The sequence below is a fragment of the Bradyrhizobium sp. AZCC 1693 genome (assembly GCF_036924745.1).
Classification (GTDB): domain Bacteria; phylum Pseudomonadota; class Alphaproteobacteria; order Rhizobiales; family Xanthobacteraceae; genus Bradyrhizobium.
On record NZ_JAZHSD010000001.1, the window covers coordinates 67,030 to 80,080 of the forward strand.

At 63.5% G+C, this 13,051-nt stretch carries 13 protein-coding genes; 6 read left to right on the forward strand and 7 right to left on the reverse strand.

What is annotated here, in order from left to right; translation table 11 throughout:
• Positions 1-152: 152 nt before the first annotated feature.
• The 3 genes from V1293_RS00350 (at position 153) to V1293_RS00360 (ending at position 2,187) form a co-directional block, all read left to right on the forward strand.
• Positions 153-893, forward strand: a complete 741-nt coding sequence (locus V1293_RS00350) for a competence/damage-inducible protein A (RefSeq protein ID WP_334505705.1) — start codon at positions 153-155, stop codon at positions 891-893.
• A gap of 73 nt (positions 894-966) precedes the next feature.
• Complete coding sequence (gene gpt / locus V1293_RS00355; protein ID WP_108516673.1) at positions 967-1,458, forward strand: xanthine phosphoribosyltransferase; 492 nt, start codon at positions 967-969, stop codon at positions 1,456-1,458.
• Positions 1,459-1,569: 111 nt separating this feature from the next.
• Positions 1,570-2,187: a hypothetical protein gene (locus V1293_RS00360; RefSeq protein WP_334505707.1), complete on the forward strand. Its 618-nt coding sequence runs from the start codon at positions 1,570-1,572 to the stop codon at positions 2,185-2,187.
• A 76-nt stretch (positions 2,188-2,263) separates the two neighbouring features.
• Here the strand turns inward: V1293_RS00360 and V1293_RS00365 are convergent, their stop codons facing one another.
• Complete coding sequence (locus tag V1293_RS00365; RefSeq protein WP_334505709.1) at positions 2,264-3,286, reverse strand: methionine synthase; 1,023 nt, start codon at positions 3,284-3,286, stop codon at positions 2,264-2,266.
• A 118-nt stretch (positions 3,287-3,404) separates the two neighbouring features.
• Between V1293_RS00365 and V1293_RS00370 the strand changes: the two genes are divergently transcribed.
• The 3 genes from V1293_RS00370 to V1293_RS00380 all read left to right on the forward strand — a co-directional run bounded on the left by V1293_RS00370 (position 3,405) and on the right by V1293_RS00380 (position 5,852).
• Entirely contained in the window at positions 3,405-4,106 is a 702-nt protein-coding gene (locus tag V1293_RS00370) for a glutathione S-transferase N-terminal domain-containing protein (protein ID WP_334505711.1), read from the forward strand.
• A 163-nt stretch (positions 4,107-4,269) separates the two neighbouring features.
• On the forward strand, positions 4,270-4,878 hold the full coding sequence (locus V1293_RS00375; protein WP_334505713.1) for a 2-hydroxychromene-2-carboxylate isomerase: 609 nt from the start codon (positions 4,270-4,272) through the stop codon (positions 4,876-4,878).
• Positions 4,878-5,852 carry an NADPH:quinone oxidoreductase family protein gene (locus tag V1293_RS00380; protein ID WP_334505715.1) on the forward strand — a complete coding sequence of 325 codons (975 nt, stop codon included), beginning with the start codon at positions 4,878-4,880 and terminating at the stop codon, positions 5,850-5,852. The genes V1293_RS00375 and V1293_RS00380 overlap by 1 nt, the downstream gene beginning before the upstream one ends.
• A gap of 35 nt (positions 5,853-5,887) precedes the next feature.
• Here V1293_RS00380 and V1293_RS00385 read toward each other — a convergent pair whose 3' ends face one another.
• The 6 genes from V1293_RS00385 to V1293_RS00410 all read right to left on the reverse strand — a co-directional run bounded on the left by V1293_RS00385 (position 5,888) and on the right by V1293_RS00410 (position 12,875).
• On the reverse strand, positions 5,888-6,886 hold the full coding sequence (locus V1293_RS00385; RefSeq protein WP_334505717.1) for an IS30 family transposase: 999 nt from the start codon (positions 6,884-6,886) through the stop codon (positions 5,888-5,890).
• Between the two features lie 103 nt (positions 6,887-6,989).
• Positions 6,990-7,688, reverse strand: a complete 699-nt coding sequence (locus V1293_RS00390) for an esterase/lipase family protein (protein WP_334505718.1) — start codon at positions 7,686-7,688, stop codon at positions 6,990-6,992.
• Positions 7,685-8,575, reverse strand: coding sequence for a crotonase/enoyl-CoA hydratase family protein (locus V1293_RS00395; RefSeq protein ID WP_334505720.1), 891 nt, complete (start codon positions 8,573-8,575; stop codon positions 7,685-7,687). The genes V1293_RS00390 and V1293_RS00395 overlap by 4 nt, the downstream gene beginning before the upstream one ends.
• A 172-nt stretch (positions 8,576-8,747) precedes the next feature.
• Positions 8,748-10,172, reverse strand: coding sequence for an amidase (locus V1293_RS00400; protein ID WP_334505722.1), 1,425 nt, complete (start codon positions 10,170-10,172; stop codon positions 8,748-8,750).
• Positions 10,165-11,337: a M20 aminoacylase family protein gene (locus tag V1293_RS00405; protein WP_334505724.1), complete on the reverse strand. Its 1,173-nt coding sequence runs from the start codon at positions 11,335-11,337 to the stop codon at positions 10,165-10,167. The genes V1293_RS00400 and V1293_RS00405 overlap by 8 nt, the downstream gene beginning before the upstream one ends.
• Positions 11,338-11,342: 5 nt before the next feature.
• A complete protein-coding gene (locus V1293_RS00410) occupies positions 11,343-12,875 on the reverse strand; it encodes a M81 family metallopeptidase (protein ID WP_334505726.1) in 1,533 nt (510 codons plus the stop codon).
• Between the last annotated feature and the right edge of the window lie 176 nt (positions 12,876-13,051).

Consider the following 13,051-nt stretch of genomic DNA (forward strand, 5'->3'; position numbering starts at 1 on the left):
GCCAGCGCGATATGCATTGGCCAGCGGCATTTCATGTGGGTAGCCTGCCGCGCTGCCCTAAATAAAGGCTGCCGGGTGCTTATTTCGGCAGCAAACCCCAGTGACTTCAATGCGTTGCCGCGCAAAGTTAGGGGTACAGGTGGGGAGAAGTCATGAGCGAGATCGTCACGGCGGGTATTTTGGTCATTGGCGACGAGATCCTGTCCGGCCGGACCAAGGACAAGAACATCGGCTTCATCGCCGAATACCTGACCAATATCGGGATAGACCTCCGGGAAGTCCGCGTCGTCGCTGACGAGGAGTCCGATATTGTCGATGCTCTTAATGCACTGCGGAATCGCTACACCTATGTCTTTACCACCGGGGGCATCGGGCCGACCCATGACGACATTACCGCCGACAGCGTCGCCAAGGCATTTGGTGTCGGGATCGACCATCACCCGGAGGTGGTCGCGCGCTTCCGCGAACGCTGGACCGAACAGGACCTGAACGAGGCGCGGCTGCGCATGGCACGCGTCCCCGACGGCGCCGAACTGATCCAGAGCGCGACCATCCTGGCGCCCGGCTTCAAGCTCGGCAACGTCATCGTGATGGCCGGCATCCCCTCGATCATGCAGGCGATGATGGACATCGTCGCGCCCAAGCTGAAATCGGGGGTGCGGATGCTGTCCGACTCGGTCCGCGCCAATGCGCGGGAAGGCGACATTGGCGGGCCGCTGCGCGAGATCGCCAATGCCCACCCGGACACCATCATTGGCAGCTATCCGTTCATGGACGAGGACAAGAAGCCGAACACCAACCTCGTCGTCCGCTCCCGCGATCCCGACAAGCTCAACGCCGCGATGGCTGCGGTGAAGGAAATGCTGGCAAACCTGAACATCGCCGCCCGGTAGCGGCGGCGGGTGTTCCAATTCCGAAGTTTCGCAATACGGAGAACAAAGTGACAGATCGTTCTGGAGCGGGCTCATGACAGCGCCGCCGGAGAAAGCCTTTCCGGTCTCTTGGGACCAGTTTCACCGGGATTGCCGGGCGCTGACCTGGCGGCTCAACGAGGTCGGGCCATTTCATGCCATTATCGCGATTACCCGCGGCGGCCTGGTGCCGGCGGCCATCGTGGCGCGCGAGCTCGGCATTCGCATCATCGATACCGTCTGCATTGCCAGCTACGACCACACCCGGCAGGGCGACCTGAACGTGCTCAAGGGCGTTTCGACTGAGGTGGCAAAACTCGGCGGCGGCACCGGCAAGGGGCTGTTGATCGTCGACGATCTCGTCGACACCGGCAAGACCGGGCGGCTGGTGCGCTCGATGATGCCGGACGCGCATTTCGCAGCCGTCTATGCCAAGCCGCAGGGCAAGCCGCTGGTTGACACGTTCATTACCGAAGTGTCGCAGGATACCTGGATCCACTTTCCCTGGGATACTGCGCTGTCGTTCCAGCCGCCGATCCGTCCGTGAGATGTTCGTCATTCCGGGGCGCCTCGAAGAGGCGAACCCGGAATCTCGAGATTCCGGGTTCGATGCTACGCATCGCCCCGGAATGACGGTGACCGATGATCAGGCTTGCCCATGCCCCTCCAAAACCGCGTCACGCCCACCGGTGACATCATCGCGACGGAGCATCGCGGCCTGTTCACAGGCAACCGCGGCATCATCCACGATCCCGCGACGAAGACGCTGCTCAGGAAGCGCTGGTCGAGCCCGGCGTGGATCACCTGCCTCTGCGAGTTCAGGGGCTGGCGGCGCAAGGTGATGGGCCGGCGGAGCTGGACCGAGCTGTTCTTTCTCGACGAAGCCACCGCGTTCGCGGCCGGCCACCGCCCATGCTTCTTCTGCCGCCGCGACGACGCCAACCGCTTCCGCGCGGCGTGGGAGGAGGGCAATGGCGTGACGGGCATTCGCGCGCGAGAGATGGACAACGTGCTGCATCGCGAGCGGCTGGAGCGCGGGAAGAAGCGGCTGCATTCGCTGCCGGTGCCGGTAGCGCAGTTGCCCGACGGCGCGATGGTGCAGGCGGCCGAGGCGAGTTTTCTCATTTTGCAGGGCAGAGCGCTGCAGTGGTCGATGGCCGGCTATCGCACGGCGGATGGCGCGATCGAGGACGGGATGCTGCTGACGCCGCCGTCAACGCTGCGCGCGCTGAATGCGGGGTATCGACCGGTGTTGCATCCGAGTGCGGTGAATTGAAAGTTCGAGCCCGGCTCTATCCTTTGTCATGCCCGGGCTTGACCCGGGCCATGACGGCTGAAACAGACGGGACGACTCACCCCAACTTCTGCCTCGCCAGCCGCGCCCCCGCGCCGAGCGCCATCAACTTTGCCTCAGCGATATCCCGGCGCATCGGCGCCATGCCGCAATTGGTGGTCGCGACGATGTTACTAAGCGGCACAAATTTCGAAACCGCCTCGATCACCCTCACGACATCCTCGGCGGTCTCGACCGTGTCGCTGGCGACGTCGATCACGCCCGCCTGGACGACCTTGCCGGGCAGCAGCGCGAGCAAATCCAGTGGCACCTTCGAATTGCGGCACTCGATCGCGACCTGCTGGATCGGGCTTTTGACGATCGCCGGAAAAATATCCTCGTACTGCCGCCATTCGCTGCCCAGCGTCTGCTTCCAGTCCGTGTTGGCCTTGATGCCGTAGCCGTAGCAGATGTGCACGGCGGTGGTGCAGGTCAGGCCTTCGGCGGCACGCTCCAGCGCCTTGATGCCCCAGTCGGAGACCTCGTCCATGAAGACGTTGAAGGCGGGCTCGTCGAACTGGATCACGTCGACGCCGTCGGCCTGCAGTGCCTTGGCCTCGTTGTTGAGCAGTTCGGCGAAGGCGAACGCCATCTTGACCTTGTCGCCGTAATATTTGTCGGCGACGGTGTCGGCGATGGTCATCGGGCCGGGCAGGGTGAATTTCAGCTTGCGGGTGGTGTGGGTGCGGGCGACGCGGGCTTCATCCGCATGGACGCGGCCCTTCAGCGTCAACGGCGCGACCACCTGCGGCACCATCGCCTTGTAGCGGTCTTTCCTTATGCCCATCTCGACCTTGTGGGCGAAATCGATGCCCTCGACCTTCTCCAGAAATCCGTGGACGAAATGCTGGCGGGCCTGTTCGCCCTCGGTGACGATATCGACGCCGGCATCTTCCTGCAGCTTCACCGCCAGCATGGTGGCGTCGCGCTTGGCGCGGGCGAGTTCGTCGCCTTTTGATCGCCAGGGGGCCCAGAGCGTATTCGGCTCGGCAAGCCATTCCGGCTTGGGCAAGGAGCCTGCGATTGTGGTTGGAAACAGCATGGGAGCCTCCCGGTCGGTTCTGATTGAGCGCCTGTCTGCCATGTCTTATGCTGGAGGTACAGAACAACAAAAGTCGCCCATTGCGGGGAATATTCCCGTATCGGCAGCTAGGGGAGCCATGATCGACCTGCACTATGCGCCGACGCCCAATGGCTGGAAAATCTCGATCATGCTGGAGGAACTCGGGCTTCCCTATCAGGTCATTCCGGTCAACATCCGCGCCGGCGAGCAGTTCAGGCCGGAATTCTTGGCGATCAGCCCGAACAACCGCATTCCGTCCATCGTGGACCGCGCGCCAGCCGACGGCGGCGAGCCGGTGTCGGTGTTCGAGACCGGCGCGATCCTGATCTACCTCGCCGACAAGACCGGGCGCTTCCTGCCGAAGGAAACACGGGAACGCTCCCGCGTCATGGAATGGCTGATGTGGCAGATGAGTGGGCTCGGGCCCATGCTCGGCCAGCACGGCCATTTCGCGCTCTATGCGGCGGAGAAAATCCCCTACGCGATCGAGCGCTACCGCGACGAGGCGGCGCGGCTCTACCGCGTGCTCGATACGCAATTGGGCAAGACCGGCGCCTATGTCGCCGGCGACTACTCGATCGCCGACATCGCCTGCTTTCCCTGGACCATGACCCACAAGGCGCAGGGTTTTACGCTCGACGATTATCCCAACGTCAAGCGCTGGTACGCGAAGGTGCGCGCGCGGCCGCAGGTGCAGGCCGGGCTTGCGATCGGCAAGTTCGTCAAGGAGCCGTTCGACGAGGAGGCGCGGCGGAATATGTTCGGCGCCCGCGCGAAGGAATTGGCGGGGAAGGATTAAGCCGTCGCCACGCCGTCGTTGCCTGCGACAAACGCGAAGCGTTTGCGCAAGGGAGCGAAGCGACGAAGCAATCCATACTTCTCGTGCGGCAAGATGGATTGCTTCGCTACGCTCGCAATGACGGTGGAACAACACGGATCACAAATAACAGAGGAAAAACCCCATGATCGAATTCTTCTTCGACTGCTCAAGCCCCTGGACCTATCTCGCCTTCCACAACATCCAGCCGCTCGCCAAGGAACTCGGCGTCGAGATCAGTTGGCGGCCGATCCTGGTCGGCGGCATCTTCAATACCGTCAATCCCAGCGTCTATGCGCAGCGCGAGACGCCGGTGCCGCTGAAGGCGCGCTACATGAAGAAGGACCTCGCCGACTGGGCGCGCTCGGCAGGCCTTGCGATCAAGATGCCGCCGACGGTGTTTCCGGTGAACAGCGTCAAGGCGATGCGCGGCTGCATCTGGCTTGGTAGCGACATGGTGCCGTTCGCCACCGCGGTGTTCGAGGCCTATTGGGGCAACGACAAGGACATCTCGCAGGACTCGGTGTTGACGGAGGTCTGCAAGAAGGCCGGCGTCGATCACGTCAAATTTTCCGACGGCATCGGCCAGCAGGCGATCAAGGACCAGCTCAAGGCCAACACGGACGAGGTGATGGCGCGCGGCGGGTTTGGTTCGCCGACGATCTTCGTCGACAAGACCGACATGTATTTCGGCAACGACCGGATGCCGCTGATCCGCGAGGCGCTGGAGCGCGTGAAAGCGCGGGCTGCCTGATGCCGAAGGCCGTCGTCTGCCGCGAGCTCGGTCCGCCCGAGAGTCTGCGCCTGGAAACGTTTGACGCCGTGCCGCTGGCGCCGGGCATGGTGCGCGTCGCCGTCCGCGCCGCCGGGATTAATTTTCCCGATATCTTGATGGCGGCGGGCGATTACCAGCTCAAGCCGCCGCTGCCGTTCACGCCGGGCGTCGAAGCTGCCGGCGATGTCGTCGAGGTCAACGCGGCCGAGGGCGCCGTGGTTGGTGATCGCGTGATCGTCAAGATGCGGCACGGTGCCTATTCCGATGAAGCGGTCGCTACGCCCTCGCAACTCGTAAAACTGCCGTCGACGTTCGACTACGCCGAGGGCGCGACGTTCCTGGCCGGCCACGGCACGGCCTATCATGCGCTGATCGATCGGGGCCGGCTTCAACCGGGGGAGGTGCTGTTAGTGCACGGCGCCGGCGGCGGCGTTGGCTTGGCGGCGGTCGAGATCGGCAAGTTGCTCGGCGCCACCGTGATCGCCACCGCATCGAGCGATGAGAAGCTTGCGATTGCGAAGGCGAGGGGCGCCGATCATCTCATCCGCTACGACCAGGAGCCGTTCCGCGATGCCGTCAAGCGCATCACCGACGGGCAGGGCGCGGACGTGGTGTTCGATCCCGTCGGTGGCGAGGTGTTCGAGAACTCGATGCGCTGCATCAACTGGGGCGCACGGCTCCTGATCATCGGATTCACCGGCGGCATCGGGCTTGCGAAGACCAATCTTCTGATGATCAAGGGCGCGAGCGTGCTCGGCGTCCGCGCCGGCGAAGCCGTGCGAAGAAATCCTGCGCTCGGCGAAGTCAGGATCAAGGCGCTGACGGAATGGGCGGAAGCCGGAAAAATCCGCCCCAACGTCTCGCACCGGCTGCCGCTGGAAGACTATGCGAAGGCGATGCGGTTGTTGATTGACCGCAAGGCCATCGGCCGCGTGGCATTGATGATGGGGTAGTTTCTCGTCATGCCCCGCGAAGGCGGGGGATGGAGTCACGTTTGAAGTGCAACGATTGATTTGAGTGCGGAGAATGCCTCGGCGGGCGTCTTGAAGTCCAGGCATTTGCGTGGGGTATCGTTGAGGCGCTGAACGTGCCGCTTGAGGTCGGCTGCCGTGATGAGTTTGAGGTCAGTTTTGCGGGGCAGCAGGCGTCGTAAGCGCCCGATGGAGTTTTCCACGCCGCCTTTTTGCCAGGGACTATGGGGATCGCAGAAGAAGGTCTGGACGCCGAGGGTTTGGTGAAGCCTGTGATGCTCGGCGAATTCGTTCCCGTTGTCGAAGCTGACGGTTTTGCGCATTGCTTGGGGAAGTTTGCCGAGTTGACGGCCGATGGTCCGAGCGGTGCGGACAGCTTTTCGATCGAGTGGTCGGTGAACCATGTTGAAGCGGGTTTGCCGTTCGTGGAGAACAAGCAACCCTTGGCCACATCGGGCGAACAGCATGAAGTCGGCTTCCCAATGGCTCGGTGTCCCGCGGCCTTCGACCTCGGCGGGGCGTTCGGTGATCGAGCGCCGTTGTTTGATGAGGCTGGCGGGGCTGCGTCCTGGACGGTGCCCTCGTCTTCGTTTGCGGCGCGGCAGCAGGCGGTGCCAGCAATCCTTCTGAGCGGCACGATGATAGATGAAACGATAGATTGACTCATGGCTGATGATGACGCGACCATGTTCCAGCGCCAGCCGGCCAGCGATCTGCTCTGGGGAATGTCCCATCGCAAGGCGTTTGCCCACGCGGTTTCGCAGGTCCGGCTGGCGCGCCAGCTTGAAGCGGCCATCCCACCGTCGCCGACGCTCGGCCAATTGCTGAGCCCGGACAGGCTCGTAGCCCCCGGCCCAGACCTTGGTAGGCCGGGAATTGCGCCGCAGCTCCCGGCTGATCGTCGATGGCGCCCGGTCGAGCGCAGACGCAATTTCGTTTTGAGATTTACCGCCTGCATGCAGGCGGTAAATCTCAACGCGCTCTTCAAGGCTGAGCTGGCCATAACATTGTCCCATCGCCACAACACCCTAGCAGGTGTTGCACTTGTGTCGTGAGCCCAAGGGGCATCCAGTACGCCGCGGCCCTTCCGTTCGAGCGCGGACGCTCTGGAATACTGGATCACCCGCCGCGGGTGATGACGGTGGAGGGTATGAACTTCCCATCCCGCAAAAACGCAATCGTCTGCTCGAGTGCTACGGCATTTCGCACTAGCCACGGATGCGAAGTGCGGATCACGATGTGGTCCGCCATGCCGTCGATCCTGGTGTTCACAACAGACACGCGTCCGTCATGTGGCTTCGGCAAAAATGCCGAGGTGATCGGATAGATCGAGCGATTACCGGCGATGATGCCGACGGGATAATCGATCGGCGGAAACAGCGCATTGATCGCTTCATTCCGCTGCGTGCCAAGCTGTTGTCCCGCTGGTCCGAAAAAAGCGCGGTAGGGCCTGAAATGCCTGAGACGGTCGACGATTTCGCTGCCGCTGTTCGGCGTGCCGAGCATGACGACGCGGCCGAGGCGCTTTGGCCGGTATCTGGCAATGTAGACCCGCGCCAATAATCCGCCCATGGAATGACCGACAAAATGGACGGAGCCATCGATGCCATCGGCAAAACGCTGGATGGCGGGATGGATGTCCTCTGCCAGCGCTTCCAGCGCCTTGCGGCGGCTCGCATAATCCTGGTTGAGGGTAGCGAAGCCGCTACCTTCGAGCACCGTCTGCATCTTTCGGAACGATCGCGCCGTCCTGCTGATGCCGTGCAGCAGGACGACGCCGTCTTGCGTCGCGTCGGCAGAAGCGGGCCGGCCGCTCACTTGTACTCGCGCTCTTGCCACCACGGGAAATAGTCGGGCATGTCGCTGGAGACCTTGTTCTTGAATTCGGCCGGGCGCTTTTCCAAAAACGACACCACGGCTTCCTTGACGTCGTCGCTTCGCCCGCGGGCATAGATGCCGCGGCTGTCGACCTTGTGGGCTTCCATCGGATCGTCGGCGCCCATCATGCGCCACATCATCTGCCGGATCAGCGCCACCGACACCGGCGCGGTCTTGGTGGCGAACTCCCTGGCGAGCGCGCGTGCGGTCGGCAGCAAATCGTCCGGCGGCACCACCTTGCTGACGAGGCGGCCGGCCAGCGCCTCTTGCGCCGGGAAGACGCGGCCTGAATAACACCATTCCAGCGCCTGCGAGATGCCGACGATGCGCGGCAGGAACCAGCTCGAGGCGGCCTCGGGCACGATGCCGCGCTGGGAGAACACGAAGCCGAAGCGTGCGGCTTCCGATGCGATGCGGATGTCCATCGCAAGCTGCATGGTGACGCCGATGCCGACGGCGGGACCGTTCACCGCCGCGATCACGGGTTTCAGGCACTTGAAGATCCGCAGCGTCACCTGGCCGCCGCCGTCGCGCACCATGGGATCGCTGTAGTCGACCGCGCCGCTGGCGAGCCGTTTCACCGGACCACGTCGCGCGTCGCGGTCAAACGTGTTGGCGCCGGAAGAGAGGTCGGCGCCGGCGCAGAAGCCGCGGCCTGCGCCGGTCACGATGATGGCGCGGACATTGTCGTCCTTATCGGCCGCGTCGAACGCGCCGATCAGTTCCTGCTGCATCGTGCCGTTGAAGGCGTTGAGCTTGTCGGGCCGGTTCAGCGTGATGGTGAGAATATGTTCGTCGACCTCGTACTTGATGGTCTCATACGCCATGGGTCTAATTTCCTTCCTGCATGTCTTGTTTGTGATTTTTTAGCCCGTCATTCCGGGATGCGCCATAAGGCGCAGACCCGGAATCTCGATCGGTTTGTCGCAGGAGATTCTCAGGTGCGCAATTGCGCACCATAGTTCGTCGCTGCGCGACGCCCCGGAATGACGGCGAGAATTATTTCCCCGGCGGCGACGGCCACGGGCGCTGCGGGCCGCGCAGGCCTTCGAACGCCTTGGCCATGCCGAGCACGCCGAGATCGTCGAAGCGGCGGCCGATGATCTGCACGCCGATCGGAAAACCTTTGCTGTCGTAACCGCCGTTGAGCGAGATCGCAGGATTTTCGGACATATTCCACGGAACGGTAAAGCCGATGTGTTCGAACGGCTTGTCGGGGTCGTTGATCGGCGCGGCGAATTCGGCCGGGAAGTTCACCACTGGCGACACCGGCGAAATCACGTAGTCAAGGTCGCAGAACAGCTTTGCCGCCGCAGCGCGGATCGCCATCGTCGCGTTGAAGCCTCTCACGACGTCGACGCCGGAAAGTTTTGCGCCGGCTTCCGCCCATTTGTGGATGTAGGGCAGCACCTTGCCGCGTTCCTCGGGCGAAAGTTTTGAGAGATCGTCCCACATCCGCGCCCGAAAGAAATTGTCGATCCCATCGAGCATCTCGCGCGTCAGGATGCCGTCGACCTCGGTGACGACAGCGCCGGCGGACTCGAACGCCTCGGCGGCTTTGACGGCAACGCTTCGCACGTCGCTTTCGAGCACCTGGCCTGCACCGGCATCGAGCATCAGGCCGACGCGCAGCTTGCGCGGCGACTTGTCGAGTGTCTTCCAGTGAATGCTGCTGTCGGCCGGCAGGCTCATGCCGTCGCGGCGGTCCGGCTTCGACAATACGCACATCATCAGCGCCGCATCGTCGACGGTGCGGGTCATCGGCCCGGCGACGCGGCCGACATAGGGCGGATCGTACGGAACGCGCCCGAAACTCGGCTTCAGCGCGACCAGGCCGCACCACGATGCCGGTAGCCGGACCGAGCCGCCGATGTCGGTGCCCAGATGCAGCGGGCCGTAACCGGCCGCGCCGGCCGCGCCCGCGCCCGCGGAGGAGCCGCCGGGATTCTTGGTCAGGTCCCAGGGATTGCGGGTGAGGGGATGGAAACTGGAAAGGCCCGACGACAGCATGCCGTAGTCCGGCATCGTGGTCTTGGCGAAGATGATCGCGCCGGACTCACGCAACCGCGCGGCCGGCGGCGCATCCTTCTCCGCCGGTATGAGCTTGACGCTGGCCGCGCCGAGGGGGATCGGCTGACCCTTGGTGGCGATATTGTCCTTGATGGTGACCGGAATGCCGTCGAGCGTGCCGTTCGGCTCACCCCGCTGCCAGCGGTCGGTTGAGGCCGTTGCGGCAGCGCGCGCGCTGTCCGGATCAAACAGATAGAGCGCCTTGATGTGCGGCTCCCACGCCGCGACATGCGCAATCACTTCCTCCAGCACTTCCGAGGGCGAGAACTGCTTGGCGCGATAGCCGGCGATCAGGTCAACGGCGGAAAGGTCGTGCAGCGAGGTGATCTCTTCTTCGGCGGCTGGTTTATGCATGCGAACCTACCGGCAAACGGGTTTCGATGATGCGGGCGAACATGCTGGCGCCGATCGGCAGGATCTTGTCGTCGAGGACATAGCCGGGATTATGCACCGGCACCGAGCCGTCATGGCCGATCCAGAAATAGGCGCCCGGCACCACTTGCATCATGTCGGCGAAATCCTCGCTGCCCATCTTCGGCGTCGAGCGCGTGAACACGTTGGCGGGATCGACCACGGTCTTCGCCACGGCCTCGACCACCCGGGACTGCTCTTCCTCGTTAACCAGCACGCTGAAACCATCGCGGATATCGACGGATATTTCGCACTGGAAGGTCGCGGCAATGCCGGCGCTGATCGCACGCATGCGTTCACGGATCAGCGCGCGCACGCCGTCGTCGAACGCGCGCACCGTGCCGCAGAGCTTGGCGTCGCCGGGGATCACATTATAGGCGGAACCCGAATGGATCTGGGTGATCGACAGCACCGCCGCCTTCAACGGATCGACGTTGCGGCTGACGATGGTCTGCAGGGCCTGCGCCAGCGTCGTCGCGATCACCACCGCATCCTTGGAGCGTTCCGGCATCGCGCCATGCGCGCCGTAGCCTTGGATGGTGATGTCGAAGAAGTCGGCGCCGGCCATCGCCGGTCCCGGCAGGATCGCGATCTCGCCGTGGTTCAGGTCCGGCGCGTTGTGCAGGCCATAGACCTCGTCGCAGGGAAATTTCTGGAACAGGCCGTCCTTGATCATGGCGCGCGCGCCGCCGAGGCCTTCCTCGGCGGGCTGAAAGATGAAATGCACGGTGCCGTCGAAATTTTTGGTCTCGGCCAGATAGCGCGCGGTGCCGAGCAGCATGGTGGTGTGGCCGTCATGGCCGCAGCCGTGGAAGCGGCCGGGAATCGTCGAACGCCATTTCAGGTTGGTGTTCTCTTCCATCGGCAGGGCGTCCATGTCGGCGCGCAAGCCGATGCGCTTGCCGCCCTTGCCCTTGCCCTTGAGCACGCCGATCACGCCGGTGCCGCCGAGGCCGCGATGCACCTCGATGCCCCATCCCTTCAGCTTCTCCGCGACGATGCCGGACGTGCGCACTTCCTCGAAGCCGACCTCGGGATGGGCGTGCAGATCGCGTCTGATGGCGGTGAGCTCTTCGGCATAGCCGTCGATGCGGTCGATGGTGGGCATGTCTGTTATCCCGTGACTGGAGATGTTGAGCGAGATTGAGCGGATAGGGTGAAGGCAGGGCCGTTCGGCTTGATGCGGATGCCCGGACGCAGCCGCCTCCAGGGTAATGTCGCCGTATCGGCCGGCATCGCGCCCGGCGCGGCACAGATCAGAAGTTTTTCGGCGATCGGTTCGAAATCGGCGCGGAAATGCACCGAGCTCTTGTTGACCAGGATTTTCTGTTCGGTCGGCTCGATGCCGACGTAGCGGTACATCGACTGGTCCGCGAGCTGCGCCTTGTAGGAGCTTACGACCACGCGAACATCGCCGATGCGCAGGCAGGCGGACAGTCCCATATCCATGTCGCGTCCGCGATAATAGGGGCCGGCCGCCACGAATTTGCCGTCGGACAGTTTTTCGACGACGAAAGTTTCGCTGTATGGCGCATCGCCTGATATCCCCGACTTGCCGCCGAGATCGAGCGTGACCGTGGCGCCGGCGCCGGCCGCATGCGCGGCCCTGGCCGACTCCGGATCGTAGATCACGCCGGTGGCTCCGGAGGCCTTGTTGCGCACCAGCGCGCGCAGCATGCCCGTGGTGTCGGAATCGCCTCCGGCGCCGGGATTGTCCTGGGTGTCGGCGATGACGATCGGCTTGCTTGCCGATTTCGCGAGCTCCATCGCGAGGCGCACGCCGTCATCGGGCGAATAAATGCGGCCGTCGAAATCGTCCTCGTGGCTCTCGACCAGCGCCACCAGTTTGTCGGCCGCGGCATCCGCATCGGCCTGCGTCCGGCCGTAGGCAAACACGCTCGGCCCGCAATCCCGGAAATCCGCCGCCGGAAAGCCCGGCGCAAAGGACAGCGTCGGCACCGCGTCGCTTTCGAGCGCCACGAGCTTTTGATAGATGCCTTTGGTCGGCTGGTCGTTGGTGCATTGCCAGGAGATCGGGATCAGGAACGGCAATTGCCGGAAGGCTTTTGCAAAGCGCAGCCCCGTCTTCAGCATCAGCGCGAGGTGTCTTGCACAGGCGCGACCGGTATCGGCCATGTCGACGTGGGGGTAGGTGCGGTAGGCAATGAGTGCATCCGCATGCTCCATCATCTCAGGCGAGACGTTGGCATGGAGGTCGAGGCTCACGACCAGCGGAAGGTCTTTGCCGATCACTTGGCGCACGCGGGCAAGCGTTTCGCCTTCGCCGTCATCATATTGCTCGGTCACCATGGCTCCGTGCAGATCGAGATAGACGGCATCGATTGATCCTGCCGCAGCGATGCCGTCTACCATCTCTTTCATGACGCGCTCGAATGCATCGTTGGTGACATGCGCCGACGGGACTGCGGCCGCCGAGATCGTCGGGACCAGCTCCCAGCCATTGGCTTCAGCCGCCTCGACGAAGCCGGCCAGGCCGACATTGATCTTGCGCATCACCTTGAGGACGTCGGCGCCATGCGCCATCGACGGCCAGCCGCCGCCATGAACGAAATCGTCATAGGTCGCCTTGGTCGGCGCGAAGGTGTTGGTCTCGTGCAGAAAGGCGCCAACGGCGATGCGGGTCATTAAGTCTCTCGGGTCAATGCTTTTCGTTGGGGGGACGTTAAGCGCGTCATCGTGGCAAGTGCAAGCCGGGGAGCAATTCCGTTTTGCATGCCGCGTGGGCGTTAGTAATTGCCTTGCACCGCGATTGGCGCCGTCATCGCCTGCGACAAACGCAAGCGTTTGCGCAAGGGAGCGAA

Coding starts and splice junctions, on each gene's coding strand:
- V1293_RS00350 (WP_334505705.1), top strand. CDS start 153: ATGAGCGAGATCGTCACGGCGGGTATTTTGGTCATTGGCGACGAGATC.
- gpt (WP_108516673.1), top strand. CDS start 967: ATGACAGCGCCGCCGGAGAAAGCCTTTCCGGTCTCTTGGGACCAGTTT.
- V1293_RS00360 (WP_334505707.1), top strand. CDS start 1,570: ATGCCCCTCCAAAACCGCGTCACGCCCACCGGTGACATCATCGCGACG.
- V1293_RS00365 (WP_334505709.1), bottom strand. CDS start 3,286: ATGCTGTTTCCAACCACAATCGCAGGCTCCTTGCCCAAGCCGGAATGG.
- V1293_RS00370 (WP_334505711.1), top strand. CDS start 3,405: ATGATCGACCTGCACTATGCGCCGACGCCCAATGGCTGGAAAATCTCG.
- V1293_RS00375 (WP_334505713.1), top strand. CDS start 4,270: ATGATCGAATTCTTCTTCGACTGCTCAAGCCCCTGGACCTATCTCGCC.
- V1293_RS00380 (WP_334505715.1), top strand. CDS start 4,878: ATGCCGAAGGCCGTCGTCTGCCGCGAGCTCGGTCCGCCCGAGAGTCTG.
- V1293_RS00385 (WP_334505717.1), bottom strand. CDS start 6,886: ATGGGACAATGTTATGGCCAGCTCAGCCTTGAAGAGCGCGTTGAGATT.
- V1293_RS00395 (WP_334505720.1), bottom strand. CDS start 8,575: ATGGCGTATGAGACCATCAAGTACGAGGTCGACGAACATATTCTCACC.
- V1293_RS00400 (WP_334505722.1), bottom strand. CDS start 10,172: ATGCATAAACCAGCCGCCGAAGAAGAGATCACCTCGCTGCACGACCTT.
- V1293_RS00405 (WP_334505724.1), bottom strand. CDS start 11,337: ATGCCCACCATCGACCGCATCGACGGCTATGCCGAAGAGCTCACCGCC.
- V1293_RS00410 (WP_334505726.1), bottom strand. CDS start 12,875: ATGACCCGCATCGCCGTTGGCGCCTTTCTGCACGAGACCAACACCTTC.